17 protein-coding genes are annotated in these 16,693 nt (G+C 65.1%); 5 read left to right on the plus strand and 12 right to left on the minus strand.

What is annotated here, in order from left to right; translation table 11 throughout:
- Positions 1-10: 10 nt before the first annotated feature.
- From ABID58_RS29540 to ABID58_RS29550, 3 genes are all read left to right on the plus strand, one after another.
- A complete protein-coding gene (locus ABID58_RS29540) occupies positions 11-700 on the plus strand; it encodes a DMT family transporter (protein WP_354036355.1) in 690 nt (229 codons plus the stop codon).
- A gap of 157 nt (positions 701-857) precedes the next feature.
- Positions 858-1,571, plus strand: coding sequence for a RadC family protein (gene radC, locus ABID58_RS29545; RefSeq protein ID WP_148751850.1), 714 nt, complete (start codon positions 858-860; stop codon positions 1,569-1,571).
- A 28-nt stretch (positions 1,572-1,599) separates the two neighbouring features.
- Positions 1,600-2,388, plus strand: a complete 789-nt coding sequence (locus tag ABID58_RS29550) for a bestrophin-like domain (protein ID WP_354036357.1) — start codon at positions 1,600-1,602, stop codon at positions 2,386-2,388.
- 9 nt (positions 2,389-2,397) lie between these two features.
- Here ABID58_RS29550 and ABID58_RS29555 read toward each other — a convergent pair whose 3' ends face one another.
- From ABID58_RS29555 to ABID58_RS29565, 3 genes are all read right to left on the minus strand, one after another.
- On the minus strand, positions 2,398-5,877 hold the full coding sequence (locus tag ABID58_RS29555; RefSeq protein ID WP_354036358.1) for a DUF7379 domain-containing protein: 3,480 nt from the start codon (positions 5,875-5,877) through the stop codon (positions 2,398-2,400).
- A 217-nt stretch (positions 5,878-6,094) separates the two neighbouring features.
- Positions 6,095-6,481 carry a VOC family protein gene (locus tag ABID58_RS29560; protein ID WP_354036360.1) on the minus strand — a complete coding sequence of 129 codons (387 nt, stop codon included), beginning with the start codon at positions 6,479-6,481 and terminating at the stop codon, positions 6,095-6,097.
- Positions 6,482-6,495: 14 nt separating this feature from the next.
- Entirely contained in the window at positions 6,496-7,077 is a 582-nt protein-coding gene (locus tag ABID58_RS29565; protein ID WP_354036362.1) for a TetR/AcrR family transcriptional regulator, read from the minus strand.
- A 160-nt stretch (positions 7,078-7,237) separates the two neighbouring features.
- On the opposite strand from ABID58_RS29565, the gene ABID58_RS29570 reads away from it, so the two are divergent.
- Entirely contained in the window at positions 7,238-7,663 is a 426-nt protein-coding gene (locus tag ABID58_RS29570) for a Tautomerase enzyme (protein ID WP_354036364.1), read from the plus strand.
- Positions 7,664-7,738: 75 nt separating this feature from the next.
- Here the strand turns inward: ABID58_RS29570 and ABID58_RS29575 are convergent, their stop codons facing one another.
- Positions 7,739-8,044, minus strand: coding sequence for a YMGG-like glycine zipper-containing protein (locus tag ABID58_RS29575; protein WP_354036365.1), 306 nt, complete (start codon positions 8,042-8,044; stop codon positions 7,739-7,741).
- 165 nt (positions 8,045-8,209) lie between these two features.
- A complete protein-coding gene (locus ABID58_RS29580; protein WP_354036367.1) occupies positions 8,210-8,584 on the minus strand; it encodes a hypothetical protein in 375 nt (124 codons plus the stop codon).
- Between the two features lie 283 nt (positions 8,585-8,867).
- Between ABID58_RS29580 and ABID58_RS29585 the strand changes: the two genes are divergently transcribed.
- Positions 8,868-10,445 (plus strand): peptidoglycan-binding protein, encoded by a 1,578-nt coding sequence (locus tag ABID58_RS29585; protein WP_354036368.1) that lies wholly within the window; start codon positions 8,868-8,870, stop codon positions 10,443-10,445.
- 6 nt (positions 10,446-10,451) lie between these two features.
- On the opposite strand, the gene ABID58_RS29590 is transcribed toward ABID58_RS29585, so the two are convergent.
- The 7 genes from ABID58_RS29590 to ABID58_RS29620 form a co-directional block, all read right to left on the minus strand.
- Complete coding sequence (locus ABID58_RS29590) at positions 10,452-11,729, minus strand: RNA polymerase sigma factor (RefSeq protein ID WP_354036370.1); 1,278 nt, start codon at positions 11,727-11,729, stop codon at positions 10,452-10,454.
- A gap of 31 nt (positions 11,730-11,760) precedes the next feature.
- Positions 11,761-12,168 (minus strand): YciI family protein, encoded by a 408-nt coding sequence (locus tag ABID58_RS29595; protein WP_354036372.1) that lies wholly within the window; start codon positions 12,166-12,168, stop codon positions 11,761-11,763.
- Positions 12,169-12,299: 131 nt separating this feature from the next.
- Positions 12,300-12,992, minus strand: a complete 693-nt coding sequence (locus ABID58_RS29600) for an AprI/Inh family metalloprotease inhibitor (RefSeq protein ID WP_354036374.1) — start codon at positions 12,990-12,992, stop codon at positions 12,300-12,302.
- Complete coding sequence (locus ABID58_RS29605; RefSeq protein WP_354036375.1) at positions 12,992-13,981, minus strand: 2-hydroxyacid dehydrogenase; 990 nt, start codon at positions 13,979-13,981, stop codon at positions 12,992-12,994. Before ABID58_RS29605 ends, ABID58_RS29600 begins: the two co-directional genes overlap by 1 nt.
- Positions 13,981-14,799, minus strand: coding sequence for an ABC transporter permease (locus tag ABID58_RS29610; protein ID WP_354036376.1), 819 nt, complete (start codon positions 14,797-14,799; stop codon positions 13,981-13,983). The genes ABID58_RS29605 and ABID58_RS29610 overlap by 1 nt, the downstream gene beginning before the upstream one ends.
- Positions 14,796-15,611 (minus strand): ABC transporter ATP-binding protein, encoded by an 816-nt coding sequence (locus ABID58_RS29615; RefSeq protein WP_148751864.1) that lies wholly within the window; start codon positions 15,609-15,611, stop codon positions 14,796-14,798. Before ABID58_RS29615 ends, ABID58_RS29610 begins: the two co-directional genes overlap by 4 nt.
- An 11-nt stretch (positions 15,612-15,622) precedes the next feature.
- Positions 15,623-16,645, minus strand: coding sequence for an ABC transporter substrate-binding protein (locus ABID58_RS29620; protein WP_354036377.1), 1,023 nt, complete (start codon positions 16,643-16,645; stop codon positions 15,623-15,625).
- Positions 16,646-16,693: the final 48 nt, after the last annotated feature.

Consider the following 16,693-nt stretch of genomic DNA (forward strand, 5'->3'; position numbering starts at 1 on the left):
CTGCCAAGGGGTGCTGCAAAGCGCGCTGCCATTCACCCTGATCAGTTGGGGCGAGGCGCATATCACAAGCGGCCTCGCCGGCGTGCTCAATGCGACACCACCGATGTTCGTGCTTGCGATTGCCTTGATGACGGGGCGCGGACGACAGGCGACCAGCGGCCGGACAATCATCGGCGTCGGTCTCGGCCTCGCCGGCGTCGCCATGACCGTGGGGATCGACGCGCTGTCGGGGATCGGCACGGCCGCGCCGCTGGCGCAGGCGGCCGTGCTCGGCGCGAGCCTTTGCTACGCGCTCGCGCCGCTATGGGGGCAGCGGTTCAAGAAGCTTCCTGCGATCGTCACGGCGGCGGGCGCCATGAGCTGCGCCGCAATCCCGATGCTGCCCGCGGCCGCGATCCTCGAGCGGCCATGGATGCTGGCGCCGCCGCCGGCGCAGGCGATCGCGGCTGTCATCGCGCTCGCAATCATCTGCACAGCGCTCGCGATGGTGATCTATTTCCGGCTGATCCGCACCATCGGCCCGCTCGGCACCACCAGCGGGAGTTATCTGCGGGCGGGATTCGCGGTGATGCTCGGCACAACCCTGCTCGGCGAGAGCTTTGCCTGGTCAATTCTGGCCGGAATGGCGCTCATTCTTACCGGGGTGATCACGGTCACGCTGCCGCCGCCGGCGCGACACGATCAGAAACCGCCGGGCTGATTGTCGTCACCTTCAAAGCCTGATCTTGCCATCCTGTTTGTCGATGACGATCTCATAGGCTGAACGGCGCGTCCTGCGGGCGGCAGCAAGACTGTCCGCGGGACACCATGACACTTCATGGTTGCAAAACGCGCCGGGTGCGGCATGGTTGTGCGCGATGCCCGCCAAAACCAAGGCCGACGACAGCAACCCCGAGGACGCGCCGCATTATCTCGGCCATCGCGAACGGCTGCGCGAGCGCTTCTACAGCGCCGGGGCCGACGCGCTCAGCGACTACGAGCTATTGGAGATGGCGCTGTTTCCGGCGCTGCCGCGGCGCGACACAAAACCTCTGGCGAAAACACTGATCAAGATCTTCGGCTCGTTCGCCGAGGTCGTCCATGCGCCGGTGGCGCGCCTGCGCGAGATCGACGGCGTCGGCGAAGCGGCCATCAACCAGCTCAAGCTGATTGCGGCGGCCGCGCACCGCGTCGCCAAGGGCGAGGTCAACAGCCGCAATGCGCTGTCGTCCTGGAACGAGGTGATCGCCTATTGCCGCACCAGCATGGCCTTCGCCGACAAGGAGCAGTTTCGGCTGCTCTTCCTCGACAAGCGCAACCAGCTCATCGCCGACGAGGTGCAGCAGACCGGCACCGTCGACCACACCCCGGTCTATCCGCGCGAGGTGATCAAGCGCGCGCTGGAGCTGTCGGCAACCGCGCTGATTCTGGTGCACAACCACCCTAGCGGCGATCCCTCGCCCTCGCAGGCCGATATCCAGATGACCAAGGCGATCATCGAGATCGCCAAGCCGCTCGGGATTGCCGTGCATGATCACATCATCGTCGGCAAGAACGGGCATGCCAGCCTGCGGGGGATGCGGCTGATCTGACGAGCTTCCGGGCAAATGATGAGATGACATGAGCGATTGGCTGCATAATTTGCCGGTGCCCGCGATGGCGCTGGTGATCTTCGGTTTCACCTATCTTCTGGCCGCGACGGTGTTCGCCGCGATCGCGCTGGTCGCGACAGAGGAACGCGCGAAAGCGCTGAAGGCGATCTCGCCGGGCATGCTGCCGGTGCTCGGCATCATCTTCGGCCTGTTCGTCGCCTTCACTGCGGCGCAGGTCTGGGGCGACAGCGACCGCGCTGGCGCGGCGGTGAGCCGCGAGGCCAGCGCGCTTCGCAGCGCCGTTCTGCTCGCGGCCGGACTGCCGGCGGAGCAGGAAGCCAAGCTGCGTGGGCTGGTGCGTGACTATGTCAGTCAAGCCGTCACGGTGGAATGGCCCGAGATGGCGCATCAGGAGGCTTCCCTGAAGGCGACGCCGCCGGCGCTCGCCGAGGCCTTGCAGCTGGTTGTCGCGACGACGCCGCAGGGTCGCGGGCAGGAGACCGCGCAGCGCGAGATCGTCGCCGCGCTGGAGCAGGCGCTGGATGCGCGGCGGCAGCGGATCATCGTCAGCCTGGCCTCGGTCAACTCGGTGAAATGGTGGTGCCTGTATCTCCAGGCCTTGTGCGAGCTGCTGGTGATCGGCTTCGTTCATTGCGACAACCGCCTGGGATCGGCGATCGCGATTGCGCTGTTCGCGACCGGCGTCGCCACCTCGGCGCTCCTGATCGTGGCGCATGATCGTCCGTTCACGGGCCAGATATCGATATCACCGGAGCCTCTGCGCCAGATCATGCCGGAGGCCTCCGCCAAGCCCTGAGGCGCGATGTCAGTCGAAGGCGGCGAGCAGCGACTTCAACGCGGGCAGGTGCTCGGGTATCTGTTTCCTGAGCTCGCGTTCACAAATGGCGTCAAAGTGCTGCGATCCAACATCGAGCCGCATGTCCAATTCGCCGTTGTAGTAGAGCGGGCAGTGCTTGCCGCCGCCGGCCTTCCGTTTGTGCGTGCCGCGGTCTGCCAGGATACCCGTCAGCCCCTGCACGATTGCGTTTGCGATCATATGGTCGGCCGCAGGTCCCTGCGTCGGCTTGTCCTCGTAGACGGTGCCGAAGATGATGATGTTTTCCTGGCCGGGATCTGACCACCAGCACATATAGCCGGTGTGCGTATCGCCGCCTTCCTGATACATGATCGGCTTGTCGATGATGCAGAACAGAAAATCGACACCGAATTCCTGGCGCTTGTTGTTCAACCCGCTTGCTGCGAGATTGGCGTTGAGTTGCAGGCCCTCTCCCTCCACGCGCTGCCAGGCTCCGAGCGGAACGGACATGTCGACAACCTCGAAGCCGAACTCGCCCTGGGCGACGTTCAAGCGCTGGACCGTGCGCTCGAGCTCCGGAAAGACATGGTTGACGTCCCACACGGCGACACGGAACTTGTGCAGCATGGTGGCGCGTCTCGCCGTGGTCGAGACCAGCGGTGTCAGCAATGCTTCCTTTGGCAGTGTGCGCCGCTCGCAAATGCGGCCCTCGGGATCGCGGGCGTAGACAACCGGAACGGCCCAGTCGATCGTGTCATGGCTGGTCGCGTAGTTGACCGCGATTCGCGCTTCCCGTGCCGCGCTTCCGTAGGAGTCCCCCTGCGCCAGCGACCAGTAGAAATGCTGTGAGAATTCGGTTGCGGCCTCGTCGCGGACACTGAACTGGTTCGCAACAACGGCCGGAACGCCGTTCGCCACCAGCGCCGGCGCGATGCCGCGGTTGAAGTCCGCCTTGCGCTGTTTCGTACCCCTCGCCTCGCCGCGTCCGGTTTCGCACGCATTGAGGAAGATGAGCTGGATTCCACGCTTGCAGAGGATCTCGCAAATATTTCGCGCGCTGACCTCGCACACGGCGCCCTTGTCATCCTCAAAAACAAGGAAGCCCTGTCCGGTCTCGGTGTCGAAGGTGCCATGGCCGATGAAGTGCACGACGTCGTAGGGTGTCGCCGAGATCCACCGATGCAGCCGCGTCGGCGTCGTCGCACGCAGCACGTCGACCTTGACCAGGCCGGCATCGATCAGCGGCTGGAAGCTGCGCATGATAACGGCTTCTTCCTGCTCCGTAGAGAGCTTCGCGGTCCCGATCGGCTGTGCAACGGCCACCAGAATCCGCAACGGCCCCGACTTGGGCTTCGCAACCTCCACCGGCATCGCCGTCAGCGCATTGCGGACGAAATGCAGCTCCTGGGTCGCGAGGAACGTCTTGCGGTCCGGGTCGAACGCGAACTCCCAGGGCTTGTCGGCGATCCACGGAATCATCGACGTGAAGATCACGTTCAGATGGCCGTTGCGCTCCTCGCGCGATCGCGCCACGTCGTAGAGGCGACGCACCTCCCGCGGAAACAACGTGTCGAACAGCAGCGTCCCGTATTTGATGAGCTCTTCGTCGGTCGGCGCGTCGAAGCCGAGCTTGCCGTCGACGTAATTCTTCATGCGCTCATGCATGGCGATGATGTCATGCCACCTCTGCCCCGCTTCGCCGCCCCTGGCCGTAAAGGGCTCCACGATGCGTGCACCGCCATAGGTTGCCAACAGCTGGTACGGCTGCGGCGTCACGACACCACCTTTCTGCCCATCCCCGCCTGGCCGGGCAGGTCCGCCATCCTGCGCGAGGGGCCTGGGATCAATCAGCGTGAGCTGGAATGCATCGCTGAAGATCGAGAAATCTGACGGGCCCGGAAGCGGCGCCGGCACCACCGTCGCCGGCAGGGGCGCCGGCAGTTGTGCGGCCTGAGGCCGCAGCAACGCGGCCGGCCTTTCGACGAGGCTGCGCCGGCCCCGGCTGTCGGGGAGCGTCACCGAGGGATCGATCTCTGGCAATCCGTGTGGAGCTCCCGCCAGCGCCTGAAGCAGGAAGCTGGCGGTCTCGGCGCGGGCGAAGAAGTTCAGATGATGCACCGGCGGCAGATTCGAGGGAAAGTTTCCGCCCGCGCCGAAGCAGCCGATCCGGTCTCCGGGGACCGACCCGTCGGTGCGATCAATCAGCCATCCACCGGCGCTCGGCACGACGAGGTCATTGGCGCCGGCGAAGAACGTGTCGACGCCGACGTCGACCATTCGCTCGAGGATATTGCCGGACGGAGTGAAGTTCGAGACCAGCGCGGCGTAAGCCGCAGCAGGCGGCGCGGGGGGCCCCTGCAAATCGGCCACCATCTCGCCACCCGTGTCCATGGCCGCGATGCCCGGCAAGGCACCACCCGCGCGCTGCGCAAGCCAGACCAGCGCGTCGGCAACGAATCCGGCGCCGAAGGTGAACGGATTCTCGGGAAACAGTTCGAGCAGATTGGCCAGCCAGCCGACGGTGGCTTCCCACCGTGCCGGCGTTGCCAGCGGCGTGCCATCATTGGGCGAGGCGACCAGCGCGGCGCGGTTCAGCTTGAACCGGCTTGCCGTCGGACCGAGCGCGCTCGCGCGTTCCACCAGATTGCGCAGCACGAGACCGCCGCGCGAATAGGTGATGACGTCGAATTCGGTCTCCTGATCGGGCAAGCCGGCAAGCAGGTCTTTCGCATTCTCTTCCGGCGTCTTGCTGACGCTGAAATGATCGAACGCATATATTCGATCGCCATACGCCGCCTGCAGCGGCGTGAAGAATTGCGGTGTGGCGAGCTCTTTGAACGACGAGGTGGTGTGTGAGAACGTCCCATGAAGGAACAGCAGTGCGCGTCCAGCCTGACCGCCGGCCGGCGCACCCGGCCGCAACGTGCCCGACGCCAGCGAATTCTGGTCGAGAATGAACCATCCTTCGGAGAGACCCGCCCTCCTCCATAGCGCCGCCTCGACCGTGGCGGCGAGCGAGGGCAACAACGCATCGGCGATCTTGCCAGCCACTTTCAGGACGACCGCTTTGATGGCCGAGCTCACGATGCCGCGCCGCTCGGCCGCGATCGAGGCACCTCGCAGCGGGACGCGAAAGCGGAAGCTGGCCAACGCAGCCGATCGCCCTCTGCGCGCTCCGATTTCGATCTCGGGCGCATGGAACGTGAGCGCGCCGGAGGCGTGCCTGATCGCCAGCAGGTAGGATTCGTTCGCCGACGGGACCACCGACATGTCGACCATCGGCACGCCGGCCGCCCGACGCGTGGTCGTCGGGGCGAGCTCCATGGTGCGATCGATCGTCACCTGCGGCGCAATGAACTCGGCCGGGATCACCGGAACGGTGACCGCCGCTGTCGCAGCCGCGCGCCGGCCGCCTCGGCGGAGAGCCGCCGTGCCCTCGGAGACGACGGTCCATTCGCTGGCATTGTTCAGAGTAATCGATCGCGCCATGGAGACCTGCCTTTTCGGCAAATGCGGTCGGGGCGAACCGGCCTGGCGACAAGTGCCAGCCCGGGGCGAAAAAAATTGGTCAGCTCAATATGCTACCTTTAGTTTAGCGCGAGATGCGCGCTACGTAAAGGAGATGCGCGGTTTCGCCGCGTGAAGCCTGCCCTTGCCCTGTCACTTGCCCTGCCCCGAGCTACGCCGGCGCGCCGGCGGGGACGCGCTAGGCGCGCGCCAGCGTGCAGTTCAGCATCCATTGCACACCGAAGCGATCGGTGAGCTTGCCGTAATAGTCGCCCCAGGGCTGGATCCCGAGCGGCGTGGTGATCGTGCCGCCTTCGGCAGGGCGGGCGAACAGGTCCGTCGTTTCCTGCGCGTCGTCCATCATCAGGTGGTGCGCCGAGCCGCGCATCGGCTCCGCATCGTCGTTGTCGGATGCATAGAATTGGATACCTGGTCCTTCGAACCTTGCATGCAGGATCTTTCCCTGCATCGGTCCGGCTGCGCCGTGACGCATGACCTCGGTCACCTTGCCGAGGCCACAGGCGGCGTAGAAAGCGAGAGCCGCCTCGCAATGCGTCGTGAAGAAGAGATAGTTCGACATCTGCATCCGTGGGTCTCCTCTCAGGTCTCGGAACAGGCCTTGAGTGCAGCCGCGCGACACGCGGACGCGATCGCAGCGCTGACATCCTTGTCGGCGACGGCCCGTGCCATCGTGACACCGCCGGACAGGATCGAGAGCAACGCCCAGGCACGCGCGCGTCTGTCCTTGGGCGAGCGGCCCGGCAAACCGCCCGCAACGGCGTTCACGACGCCCTCGATCTCGGCCTCGAACACGGTCTTGATTGCAGCATCGGCGCGCTGCACCTCCGAGGTCAGGCTCTGCAAGGCGCAGCTCGAACCGAGCTCGCAGACCCGCTTTTGCCCGAGATAGAAATCGACGAATGCCGCGACCCATTTGGCGCCGTGCTCGGCACGCAGGCTTTCGACGCCTTGGCGCAGCTCCTGCAGGCCCGCCACCAGCGCGGCCTTGAATGCCTCACCCTTGGACGAGAAGTGCCCGTAGAACGCGCCGGAGGTGACCTCGGCCTCCTTGGCGAGGCCGTCGACACCGATGCCGCCATAGCCCTGGCGGCGAAAGCCGCGGCCGGCGGCCGCGACCATGCGCGCGCGAGCTTCTTCCTTGTGTCCGGACTTGTATCGCACCACCGCACCTCTAGATATAACGATCGCTATTTTAATATTGACGGCATCGCCCTCTCCGTGCGAATGCAGTCACGATCGTTATATAACGATCGCAATATTATTGCAAGCCGCGATCGCATCCGGCGCTCGCGACGCTCGTATCATGAAGGGAGATCCAATCATGCCGATCACCGTCGTTGCCACGGATGGCATCTTCAGTGCAGCCGCCGAGAAGACCATGTTCGCCGAGCTGACCGCCTCGTTTCTCAGGCATCACGATCTCGCGGGCAATGCGTTCATCACGCCGAACGTGATCGGCGAGATCAGCACCGTCCCGAAAGGCCGGTCCTTCGCCGGCGGGTCGTCAAACGACATCGTCGTGGTCGAATTGAAAGTCCCGTCTTTCGCGCTGGCGGCGCCTGCGCAAAAGGCGGGCTTCATCGAAGAGGCCACCGAGATCGTGTTCAACGCAGCGGAAGGCCGCCATCCGCGCGAGCGGATTTTCGTCAACATGGTCTATGCGGTAGACGGCCTGTGGGGCATCGGCGGCAGGGCCTACACCAATGCAGAACTCGGCGACGCCGTCAGCCGGGCCAGCGCTGCCTAGGGACAGCGATCAGAGACGGCTGCGCCGGCGCATGCAAGACGGCGCCGGCGCATCGTCTGTTCAGTAGCAGCATGTTCAGTAGCAGTATCTTGGATCGACCGGGACGTAGCGGCCGTCCGGGCGCTGCACGTAGCAGCCGCGCTGATAGGCGTAATAGCCGGACCGGCGACGCTCGCCTTCGGAGGCGATCGCAGCCCCCGTGCCGGCGCCGACGACGGCACCGATGGCGGCGCCGCGGCCACCGCCGATCGCTCCGCCCAGGATCGCTCCGCCCACGCCGCCAATGATGGCGCCACCGACAGCGTCCTGCGCCACCGCGTCATGGACCGGGACGGCCATCGCGACTGCGAAACACGCTGCAACTCCAAGACGTCGAAGCATCCCGAATCCTCCCATCTGATGCGCCAGTCATAGCGTTTGGGACGATCCCGGGCCAGAATAATCGCGCGAATCCGGCTCGCTTCCCGCCCTTTACGTCACGGGCCAGCCTGTCGCGACAACGGCCGATCCTGATCAGCCTCGGACTAAGGGTAGGCTTGCCCGCGGCTACGGCTCGACCCAGCGCTGCACGGCTTCCGCCGTGTCGGCAGGCGTCGTGTTGAAGCAGATCGCGGCCTGCGGCGCCAGGTGGTGGACGAGGTTGAGCACCTTCTCGAACAGCAGCAGCCGTTCCTTCGGCTCACGCAGGCCGGCACCGATGACGATGCAATCGAAGCGCTCATCGCGCAACGCGGCCGTTACGGCCGCCTCCGCGGCAACGTCGAGATCGATCAGGCAGCTCGTGACCTCGTAGCCGAGGCCGCGCAGGCGCAGCAGCTGCGCTTCGATATAGTTGCGGACGAGCGCCGGCGTGAGCTGCGGAAACGCTCTGTAATCCGCACTGCCGGGTTCGATGCCGATCGCGAGAACACGCTTGGCCATCGCAGGATTCCCTGAGCAGACCGTCTCCGGTGCTAACGGACGGCCGCCCGGCCGGTTCCCGGAGTGCGCGTGGCGACCGCGCGTTCGCGCGTACGGCGCTGATGTTGCGTCCTTTGACCGCAACCTTTCGCGCTGCACGTGTAAGCCATTTCACATGCACTGCGGCGAGGGCCTGCCACATTTGCCAAACCACGCCCAGAGCTCGCGCCCACCGGCGGTGGCACGCGGCTCACGCCTGATTTGCACAACCGACCGATAATTTAACAATTCGCGGGAGCGGGAGATGGTGTCATACGAGAATCTGAAGAGCGGGTATGAGAGGAACTGGGCCAATCTCCAGATCCGGCCCGCACGCCTTGGCGAGGCCAGCGCGACGGCACGCAAGGCCATCAACGGCAAGGCGACCTATCAGCAGGTCGAGCGGCTGTCCGGTGTGCCCTGGTATTTCGTCGCGCTCTGCCATTATCGCGAATCCAATTTCGATTTCGACACCTACCTCGGTAACGGCGAGACATTGAAGCGCGTGACGTGCCTCGTCCCGAAAGGCCGCGGCCCGTTCGCCTCGTTCGTCGACGGCGCCGTGGATGCGCTGCGGATCCAGCACTTCGTCGGAACGCAGGACTGGTGCATCGCGCGCACCCTGTACCGGCTCGAATGCTTCAACGGCCTCGGCTATCACGCCAAGGGCGTCAACTCGCCCTATCTCTACGGCGGCTCGACCCTGTACGGACCGACCGAGGCAAACGCCGGCAAGTTCGTCGCGGACCACGTCTTCGATCCGAACCATGTCGATTCCCAGCTCGGCACCGCCGTTATCCTGCATGCGATGATGTCGCAGGATTCCTCGATCGCGATCGACGACGGCCCGTCCATTGCCTCCCATTCCGAGCCCGACGAGGACGTGGCCTCGTCGGTCCTGCTCATGCAGCAGACGCTCAACAAGCTCGGCGCCAATCCGCCGCTCGACGAAGACGGCATCAGCGGACCGAAGACCAAGGCCGCGGTCTCGCAATTTCAGCAACAACACGCCCTCGCGGATACCGGCCTGCTCGACGGCACCACGATCGCCGCCATCACGCGCGCGGGAATGCAGCCGATCCGGACGGCGAATGTCGATCTTTTCCAGATCCTCAAGCGACTGGATGATATCTCACAGGTCGTGCAGTCAGGAGGCACAACACCTGCATTGGCAGGCGCGACGTCAGGCGGACAGTCGGTCGATCTGTCTCAAATCCTGAGCCGATTGGAAAATCTCGCACAGCTCATACAGTCGGGAGCAACGACGCCAACGCCGATAGCGACCCCATCGACAGGAACGGCACCCCTAGCGCAGACTATTCAGCTACCCCAGATCCTGAGCCAGCTGCAGAGCCTCACGCAGGCCTTGCAGTCGGGAGCGACAAATCCGGCGAACCCGACAACGGCGGCCAGCACGACAGTCAGCGTACTCGGGCAGCTCCTCTCTCTCATCACCAGGACAGTGCCGGGGACGGCGGCGGCAAATCCCGCTCCGGCCGATCAGCTCAAGCAGCTCGTCGACCTGCTGGGCACACTGCTCGGCAACAAGCCCGTGCTCGGCCAGGTCAACGGCGCGCTCGGCGAAACCATCGGCAAGCTGCTGGACGGCAAGAAGACGGCACTCGGCATCGGCGGCGCGCTCATCACCGCGCTGCTCTCTGCCGTGAGCGCGAGCCCAGGTGCCGGCGGTCTTGCCGGGCTGCTCGGGACGATCGCGTCCGCGGTGCCAGGGCTTGGCCAGTTCGCCCTCCCGATCTCGCTGGCGCTGACGGCCTGGGGTGTGCTTGGCAAGCTGGAGAAATGGGCCCAGGGCACCGCGCCGCCGCCCAAGCCGACGACCTAGATATTTTTAGACGCCTTGGGCGTGGAGCGCCGCGGCGCGGCGCTCCATCAGCGCGCGCTCTCGCCCGTTGGTCGCAAGATGCGCCGCGGCCTCGAACGCCTGCCGCGCCTCTGCGAGCCGTCCGAGCTTTTGCAGCAAATCACCCCGAACCGCCGACAGATGATGATAGGCCGACAGCGCCGGCGTGCCGGCGATCTTGTCGAGCACGTCGAGTCCGGCCTGCGGTCCTTCGGCCATGCCGACCGCGACCGCGCGATTGAGCTCGATGACCGGCGAGCGCACCAGAAGCGCCAGCTCGGCGTAAAGCTGCGCGATGCGCCGCCAGTCGGTGTCCACGGCTGTTCCCGCCGTGGCGTGACACGCCGCAATCGCGGCCTGAAGCGCGTAGAACCTTCCCGAGCCGCCGAGCTCGCGGGCACGTTCGAGCGCGCGCAGGCCGCGACGGATCTGCGAGCGATCCCAGAGCGTGCGATCCTGGTCCATCAGCAGGATGGGATCGCCGTTCGCGTCGGTCCGCGCGCCAGCCCGTGCCGCATTCAAATCCATCAGGGCGACGAGGCCGTGAACCTCGGGCTCGTCCGGGGCGAGGCCGGCGAGCACACGGCCCATGCGCAGCGCCTCGTCGCAGAGCTGCGGCCGCAGCCATTCCTCGCCGCGCGCCGCGAGGTAGCCCTCGTTGAAGATCAGATAGACGACCTCCAGCACCGAGGCGAGACGCTCCGACAGAGCCTCGCCGGCCGGCGTCTCGTAGGCGAGGCCGGACCCGGACAGTGTTCGCTTGGCGCGGACAATGCGCTGGGAGATGGTTGCTTCCGGAACGAGATAGGCGCGCGCGATCTCGGACGTGGTCAAGCCGCAGATCATCCGCAGCGCCAGTGCCGCGCGCGCCTCGCGCGACAGGATCGGATGACAGGCGGTGAAGACCAGCCGCAACAATTCATCGCCGATATCATCGTCGAGCGCAGCATCGAAATCGGGCACGATCTCCTGCTCCTGCAACATGTCGCGCGCCAGCATGTCGTGCTTGTCCGCAAGCATCCTGCCGCGACGCAGGACATCAAGCGCGCGGCGCCTCGCGGTGGTCATGAGCCAGGCGCCGGGATTCTCGGGCACGCCGATGATCGGCCAGGCTTCCAGCGCCGCAACCAGCGCATCCTGGGTCAGCTCTTCCGCAAGCGGCACGTCGCGCAGCATCCGCGCCAGCGTCGCGATCAGCCGTGGCTGCACGACGCGCCAGGTGGCGTGAATCGTGGCACGGATCTGATCGATGTCGGCGGCCGTCATCGCCGCCGACCGTAACGAGCGATGCTGTCCATCAGGCGTGCGCAGCTACCCCTGACCGCGCGTCGACCTCGCAGGCCCCATCCTCGCCCGGCGTGGCGAAGGCCCGCAACTCGCAGGTGCCGTCCCAGCCCGGCATGTGATCGAGGTGCAGCTGCATGAACTCCTTGGCCATGGCCAGGGCTTCCGCCTTGTCGCGCAACTCGAAAATGGCGTAGCCGCCGACCACTTCCTTGGCCTCGATGAAGGGACCGTCGATGACGCTGAGCTCGCCGTCGACGATCCGCACGCGCGCGCCGGTCGCAAGCGGCATCAAGCCGCCATTGTCGATCATCCGGCCGGCCTTGATCTCCCGCTCGGAAATCTTCTGCATGGCCTCCATCAGCGCCGGGGTCGGGCCGGTCATCGGCCGGCTGGAAGTGACGATGTACATGAAGCGCATGCAAAACTCCTGTTGAGGCGAGACGCGGCCGGCTCGGCCGCGCGATCAGCTCGCTATTGGGATGACGATCTGACCGGGGCCGGATCGACATGACCGCAGGAAAAATTGCGAGGGGAAAACCGGAACGGCGCCTATTGGCGCAGCATGATCAGGGGATCGGCCGTATCGGGAACCCGACGCCATTGTGCGTTGTCGTCGGCCTCGAACTGCCAGACGTCGCCCGATTTCGACATCAGGATGATCTGGCCGCGCTCGAGCCGCCATTGCGTCGGGTTAAATTGGGCGATCGCCGCATCGCATTTCGGCTTGAGGAAGACCTGGAAATTGTCCTGATCGGCTTCAGTGTTGGTCAGCGTCAATCCGCAGACCGGCTGGCCGTTGCTGCGCACCATGGCCCAGTCACCGATCATCTGGTCCATCGACTTGGCCATCGAGCGGGCGGCGGCGAGGTCCTGCAGGATGTAGACGCCCTCGCCCTGCCGCAGGCCTTCGAAGATGCCGGCCTCGACCTCGGTGAAGTCGATCACGGATTCACCGGTCGCATCCTGCAAGCGGACGATGTCGAACCCCTTGACGCTCCAGGCGACGATGTCCTTGGTGAACGGAAGCGCGGTCTTGCAGGCCGGCTCGAGCTCGAGCTTGAAACCCTGCGCCCCGGCGTCGCTCTTCATCGTGATGACACAGGTCTTGCTGCGTTCGGTGGTCGAGAGCTCCCATTGTCCGGGCATTTCCTTCTTCAGGGTCGTCGCATCCTGCGCACGCGCAGGGCCGATCGCGGCGGCACAGGCCGCAATCAGCAAAGCAACGGCCCGAAGAACTCTCATCAGCGCCCCTTGAACGGCGTTTCCGCAACCGGCGTCAGCGGCGCCTTGCCGGCGAACCAGGACTTGAGGTTGTCGACCACGAGCTGGTCCATGGCGTTGCGCGTCACCACGGAGGCCGAGCCGATATGCGGCAGCAGCACGACGTTCTGCATGGCCTTGAGCTCCTCCGGCACGCTGGGCTCGGCCGCGAACACGTCGAGGCCGGCGGCGAGGATGGTGCCGGACTTCAGCGCCTGGACCAAGGCCCGCTCGTCGACCACCGAGCCGCGCGCCACGTTGACCAGCACGCCGCGCGGGCCGAGCGCCTTGAACACCTCGGCATTGATCATCTTGTCGGTCGAGGCGCCGCCCGGCACGATCACCATCAGCGTGTCGACCGCCTTCGCCATCTCGATCAGGTCGGGGTAGTGCTTGTAGGAAACGTCCTTGGACGGACTGCGCGAGTGATAGACCACCGGCACCAGCGAGGCATCGAGCCGGCGCGCGATCGCCTGGCCGATCCGGCCCATGCCGACGATGCCGACCTTGCGGTCGCGCAGCGAGCCGACGCTGAGCGGATAGTTCTGGGTCTGCCAGAGGCCGGAGCGGACGTAGCGGTCCGCCTTGATGAACTCGCGCACCGTGGAGATCAGCAGGCCCATCGCGACGTCGGCGACCTCCTCGGTCAGCACATCAGGCGTGTTGGTGACGATGATGTTGTGCTCGGCGGCGTATTTGGCGTCGATGTGGTCGTAGCCGACGCCGAAGCTCGCCACCATCTCGATCCCGGGCAATTGCGACAGCGAATCCTTGTCGGCACGGACGGTGTGATAGGTCACCGCGACGCCGCGGATCTTTTCGCGGATCGCCGGCGTCAGCCGCTCGAGGTCGCCTCGCGTCTCGGCCTTGTGCACGACGAAATGATCGGAAAACCCGTTCTCTAGGATCGGCCGCACCGGCCCATAGATCAGAAGGTCGATCTTGTCGGACGAAATCGAACCGGTAGACATCAGTTTTCCTTTCCAAGCGCGCTCTCGTGCCAGCGCCGTAAAACGAGGTGGGAAACTAGCGCCAGCACCCCATAGATGACAATCCCGGCCAGCGACAACAAAAGCAGCGCTGCGAACATGCGGGGTATGTTCAATCGATAGCCGGATTCGGCGATTCTGTAGGCGAGACCTGAGCCGGCGCCCGCCGTTCCCGCCGCGATCTCGGCGACGACCGCGCCAATCAGCGACAGGCCGCCGGCGATGCGCAGGCCGCCCAGAATATAGGGCAGCGCCGCAGGCAGCTTCAGGAAGCGCAGGGTTTGCGGCGGCGAGGCGCCATAGAGCTGGAACAGGCCGGCGAGGTTGCGGTCGACCGAATTCAGCCCGAGCGTGGTGTTCGACAGCACCGGGAAAAAGGCAACGATGAAGGCGCAGACGACGACCGCGGTCTGCTGCTCCAGATAGATCAGGAGCAGCGGCGCGATCGCGATCACCGGCGTCACCTGCAGCACGACGGCATAGGGGAACAGCGAATATTCCACCCATTTCGACTGGTTGAACAGCAGCGCCAGCGCGATGCCGCCGATGCTCGCAGCGACAAAACCTTCCAGCGTCGTCAGCAGCGTGGTGGCGAGCGATTGTGACAGCACCGCCCAGTCCTTGATCAGCGTCAGGAAGATGACCGACGGCGCCGGCAGCACATAGGGCGGGATCTCCCGGATGCGCACCACGAGCTCCCAGGCGGCAAGGCAGGCCGCGAACACGACGACGGGCAGCACGAAGCGCACCGCGCTTTGCGCGCCGGACGGCTTTGCGATGACGGGGGCTTGCGCGTTCATAGCATCGACTGTCCCGAGTAGGACGGCGCCAGCGCGGCCGATACTTTCCGGCAATAATCCGAATAAGCCGCCGAGGTGCGAAACTCCTCACCGCGCGGCTCGACGGTCTCGATGCGGATGTCGGCCTGGATGCGGCCGGGCCGCGCCGTCATGACGACGACGCGCTGCGACAGATAGACGGATTCGAACACCGAATGGGTGACGAAGATGACGGTCTTGCCAAGGCTGCGCCACAGTGCGAGCAGATCGTTGTTGAGGCGGAAGCGCGTGATCTCATCGAGCGCCGCGAACGGCTCATCCATTAAAAGGATATCAGGATCGGTGACGAGCGCGCGCGCCAGCGACACCCGCATCTTCATGCCGCCGGACAATTCGCGTGGAAAAGCGTTGGCGAAATCGGCGAGACCGACGCTCGCCAGCGCCGCGTCGGCCCGCGCCCGCCCTTCGGCTTTCGGGATGCCGCCAAGCTTCAAGGGCAGCCGCACGTTTTCGCGCACACTGGTCCAGGGCATCAGGGTCGGCTCCTGGAACACGAAGCCGATACCATGGCCGATCTGCGCCGGGCCTTCATGACGCGACATCCGCACCGTGCCTGATGATGCCGCGCTGAGCCCCGCAATCAGCCTTAGCGCCGTCGACTTGCCGCAGCCGGAGGGCCCGAGCAGCGAGATGAACTCGCCCTTGCGCACCGCGAGGTCGAAGGGACCGAGCGCCATGACGCCATTGTCATAGGTCTTCGTCACGCCGCGCAGGCTAACGGCGAGCGCCGTCAGGCTGGCCTCGACCGTGGGCGTAGTTTTGGCGTCTGACATCAACGCTTGCGTTACGGCTTGGCGGGGCGCAGCTCGACACCGACGCCCTTGTTGACGAAGCGCAACGTGTAGGACTTGCGGAAGTCGAGATCGCCCTTCACGACGCCGGCCTTCACCATCTTGTTGAAGAAGGAGGTGTAGCGATCGTCGCTCATCGCGCCGATGCCGTTCTTCAAGGATTCGCCGGAATCGACGATGCCGTATTCCTTCATCTTGGCGACGGAATAGGCGAGCAGATCGTCGGTCATCTCCGGATTGAGCTTCTTGATCATGGCATTGCCGGCGGAATTGTCGCCGTAGATGTAATTGTACCAGCCGATCATGGAGGCATCGACGAAGCGCTGCACCAGGTCCGCCTTCTTCTCGACCAGGTCGCGGCGGGTCTCGATCAAGGTCGAATAGGTGTTGAATCCGGCATCGGCGAGCAGGATGACGTTGGGCTTGAAACCGGCGGCTTTCTCGACGGCGAAAGGCTCGGAGGTGACGTAGCCCTGCATCGCGCTCTTGGGGTTGGCGATGAAGGGCTGCGGATTGAAATTATAGGGCCGGACGTTCTTCTCGCTGAAGCCGTATTCGGACTTCAGCCACTGGAAGTAGCTGCCCATGCCCTCCTTGGAGACGAACAGCGTCAGCGGCTTGAGGTCCTCGATCTTGGTGACCTTCGCATCCGGCTGCGTCAGCATCACCTGCGGGTCTTTCTGGAAGACCGCGGCGATGGTCACCACGGGGACGTTGTTAGCGACCGCGTCGAACGACATCAGCGTGTTCGCGGCCATGAAGAAATCGATCTTGCCGGCGATCAGCAGCATCCGGTTGTTCTCGTTGGGCCCGCCCGGAACGATGGTGACGTCGAGCCCATATTTCTTGTAGGTGCCGTCGGCGACCGCCTGGAAGAAGCCGCCGTGCTCGGCCTCGGCGACCCAGTTGGTGCCGAAGCTGACCTTGTCCAGGGTTTCCGCGCGCGCCGGCAGGATCGACACGACCGTGGCCAGCAAGCCTGCCGTTAACGCTCGCCGCAGATGAGGAGGGCTCATGATGGGACTCCGTCGATCGTTTCTGGCCCAATCGCTTCTGGCTCATGC

It is taken from the genome of Bradyrhizobium sp. S3.2.6 (genome assembly GCF_040546885.1).
GTDB classification, from domain to species: Bacteria; Pseudomonadota; Alphaproteobacteria; order Rhizobiales; family Xanthobacteraceae; genus Bradyrhizobium; species Bradyrhizobium cytisi.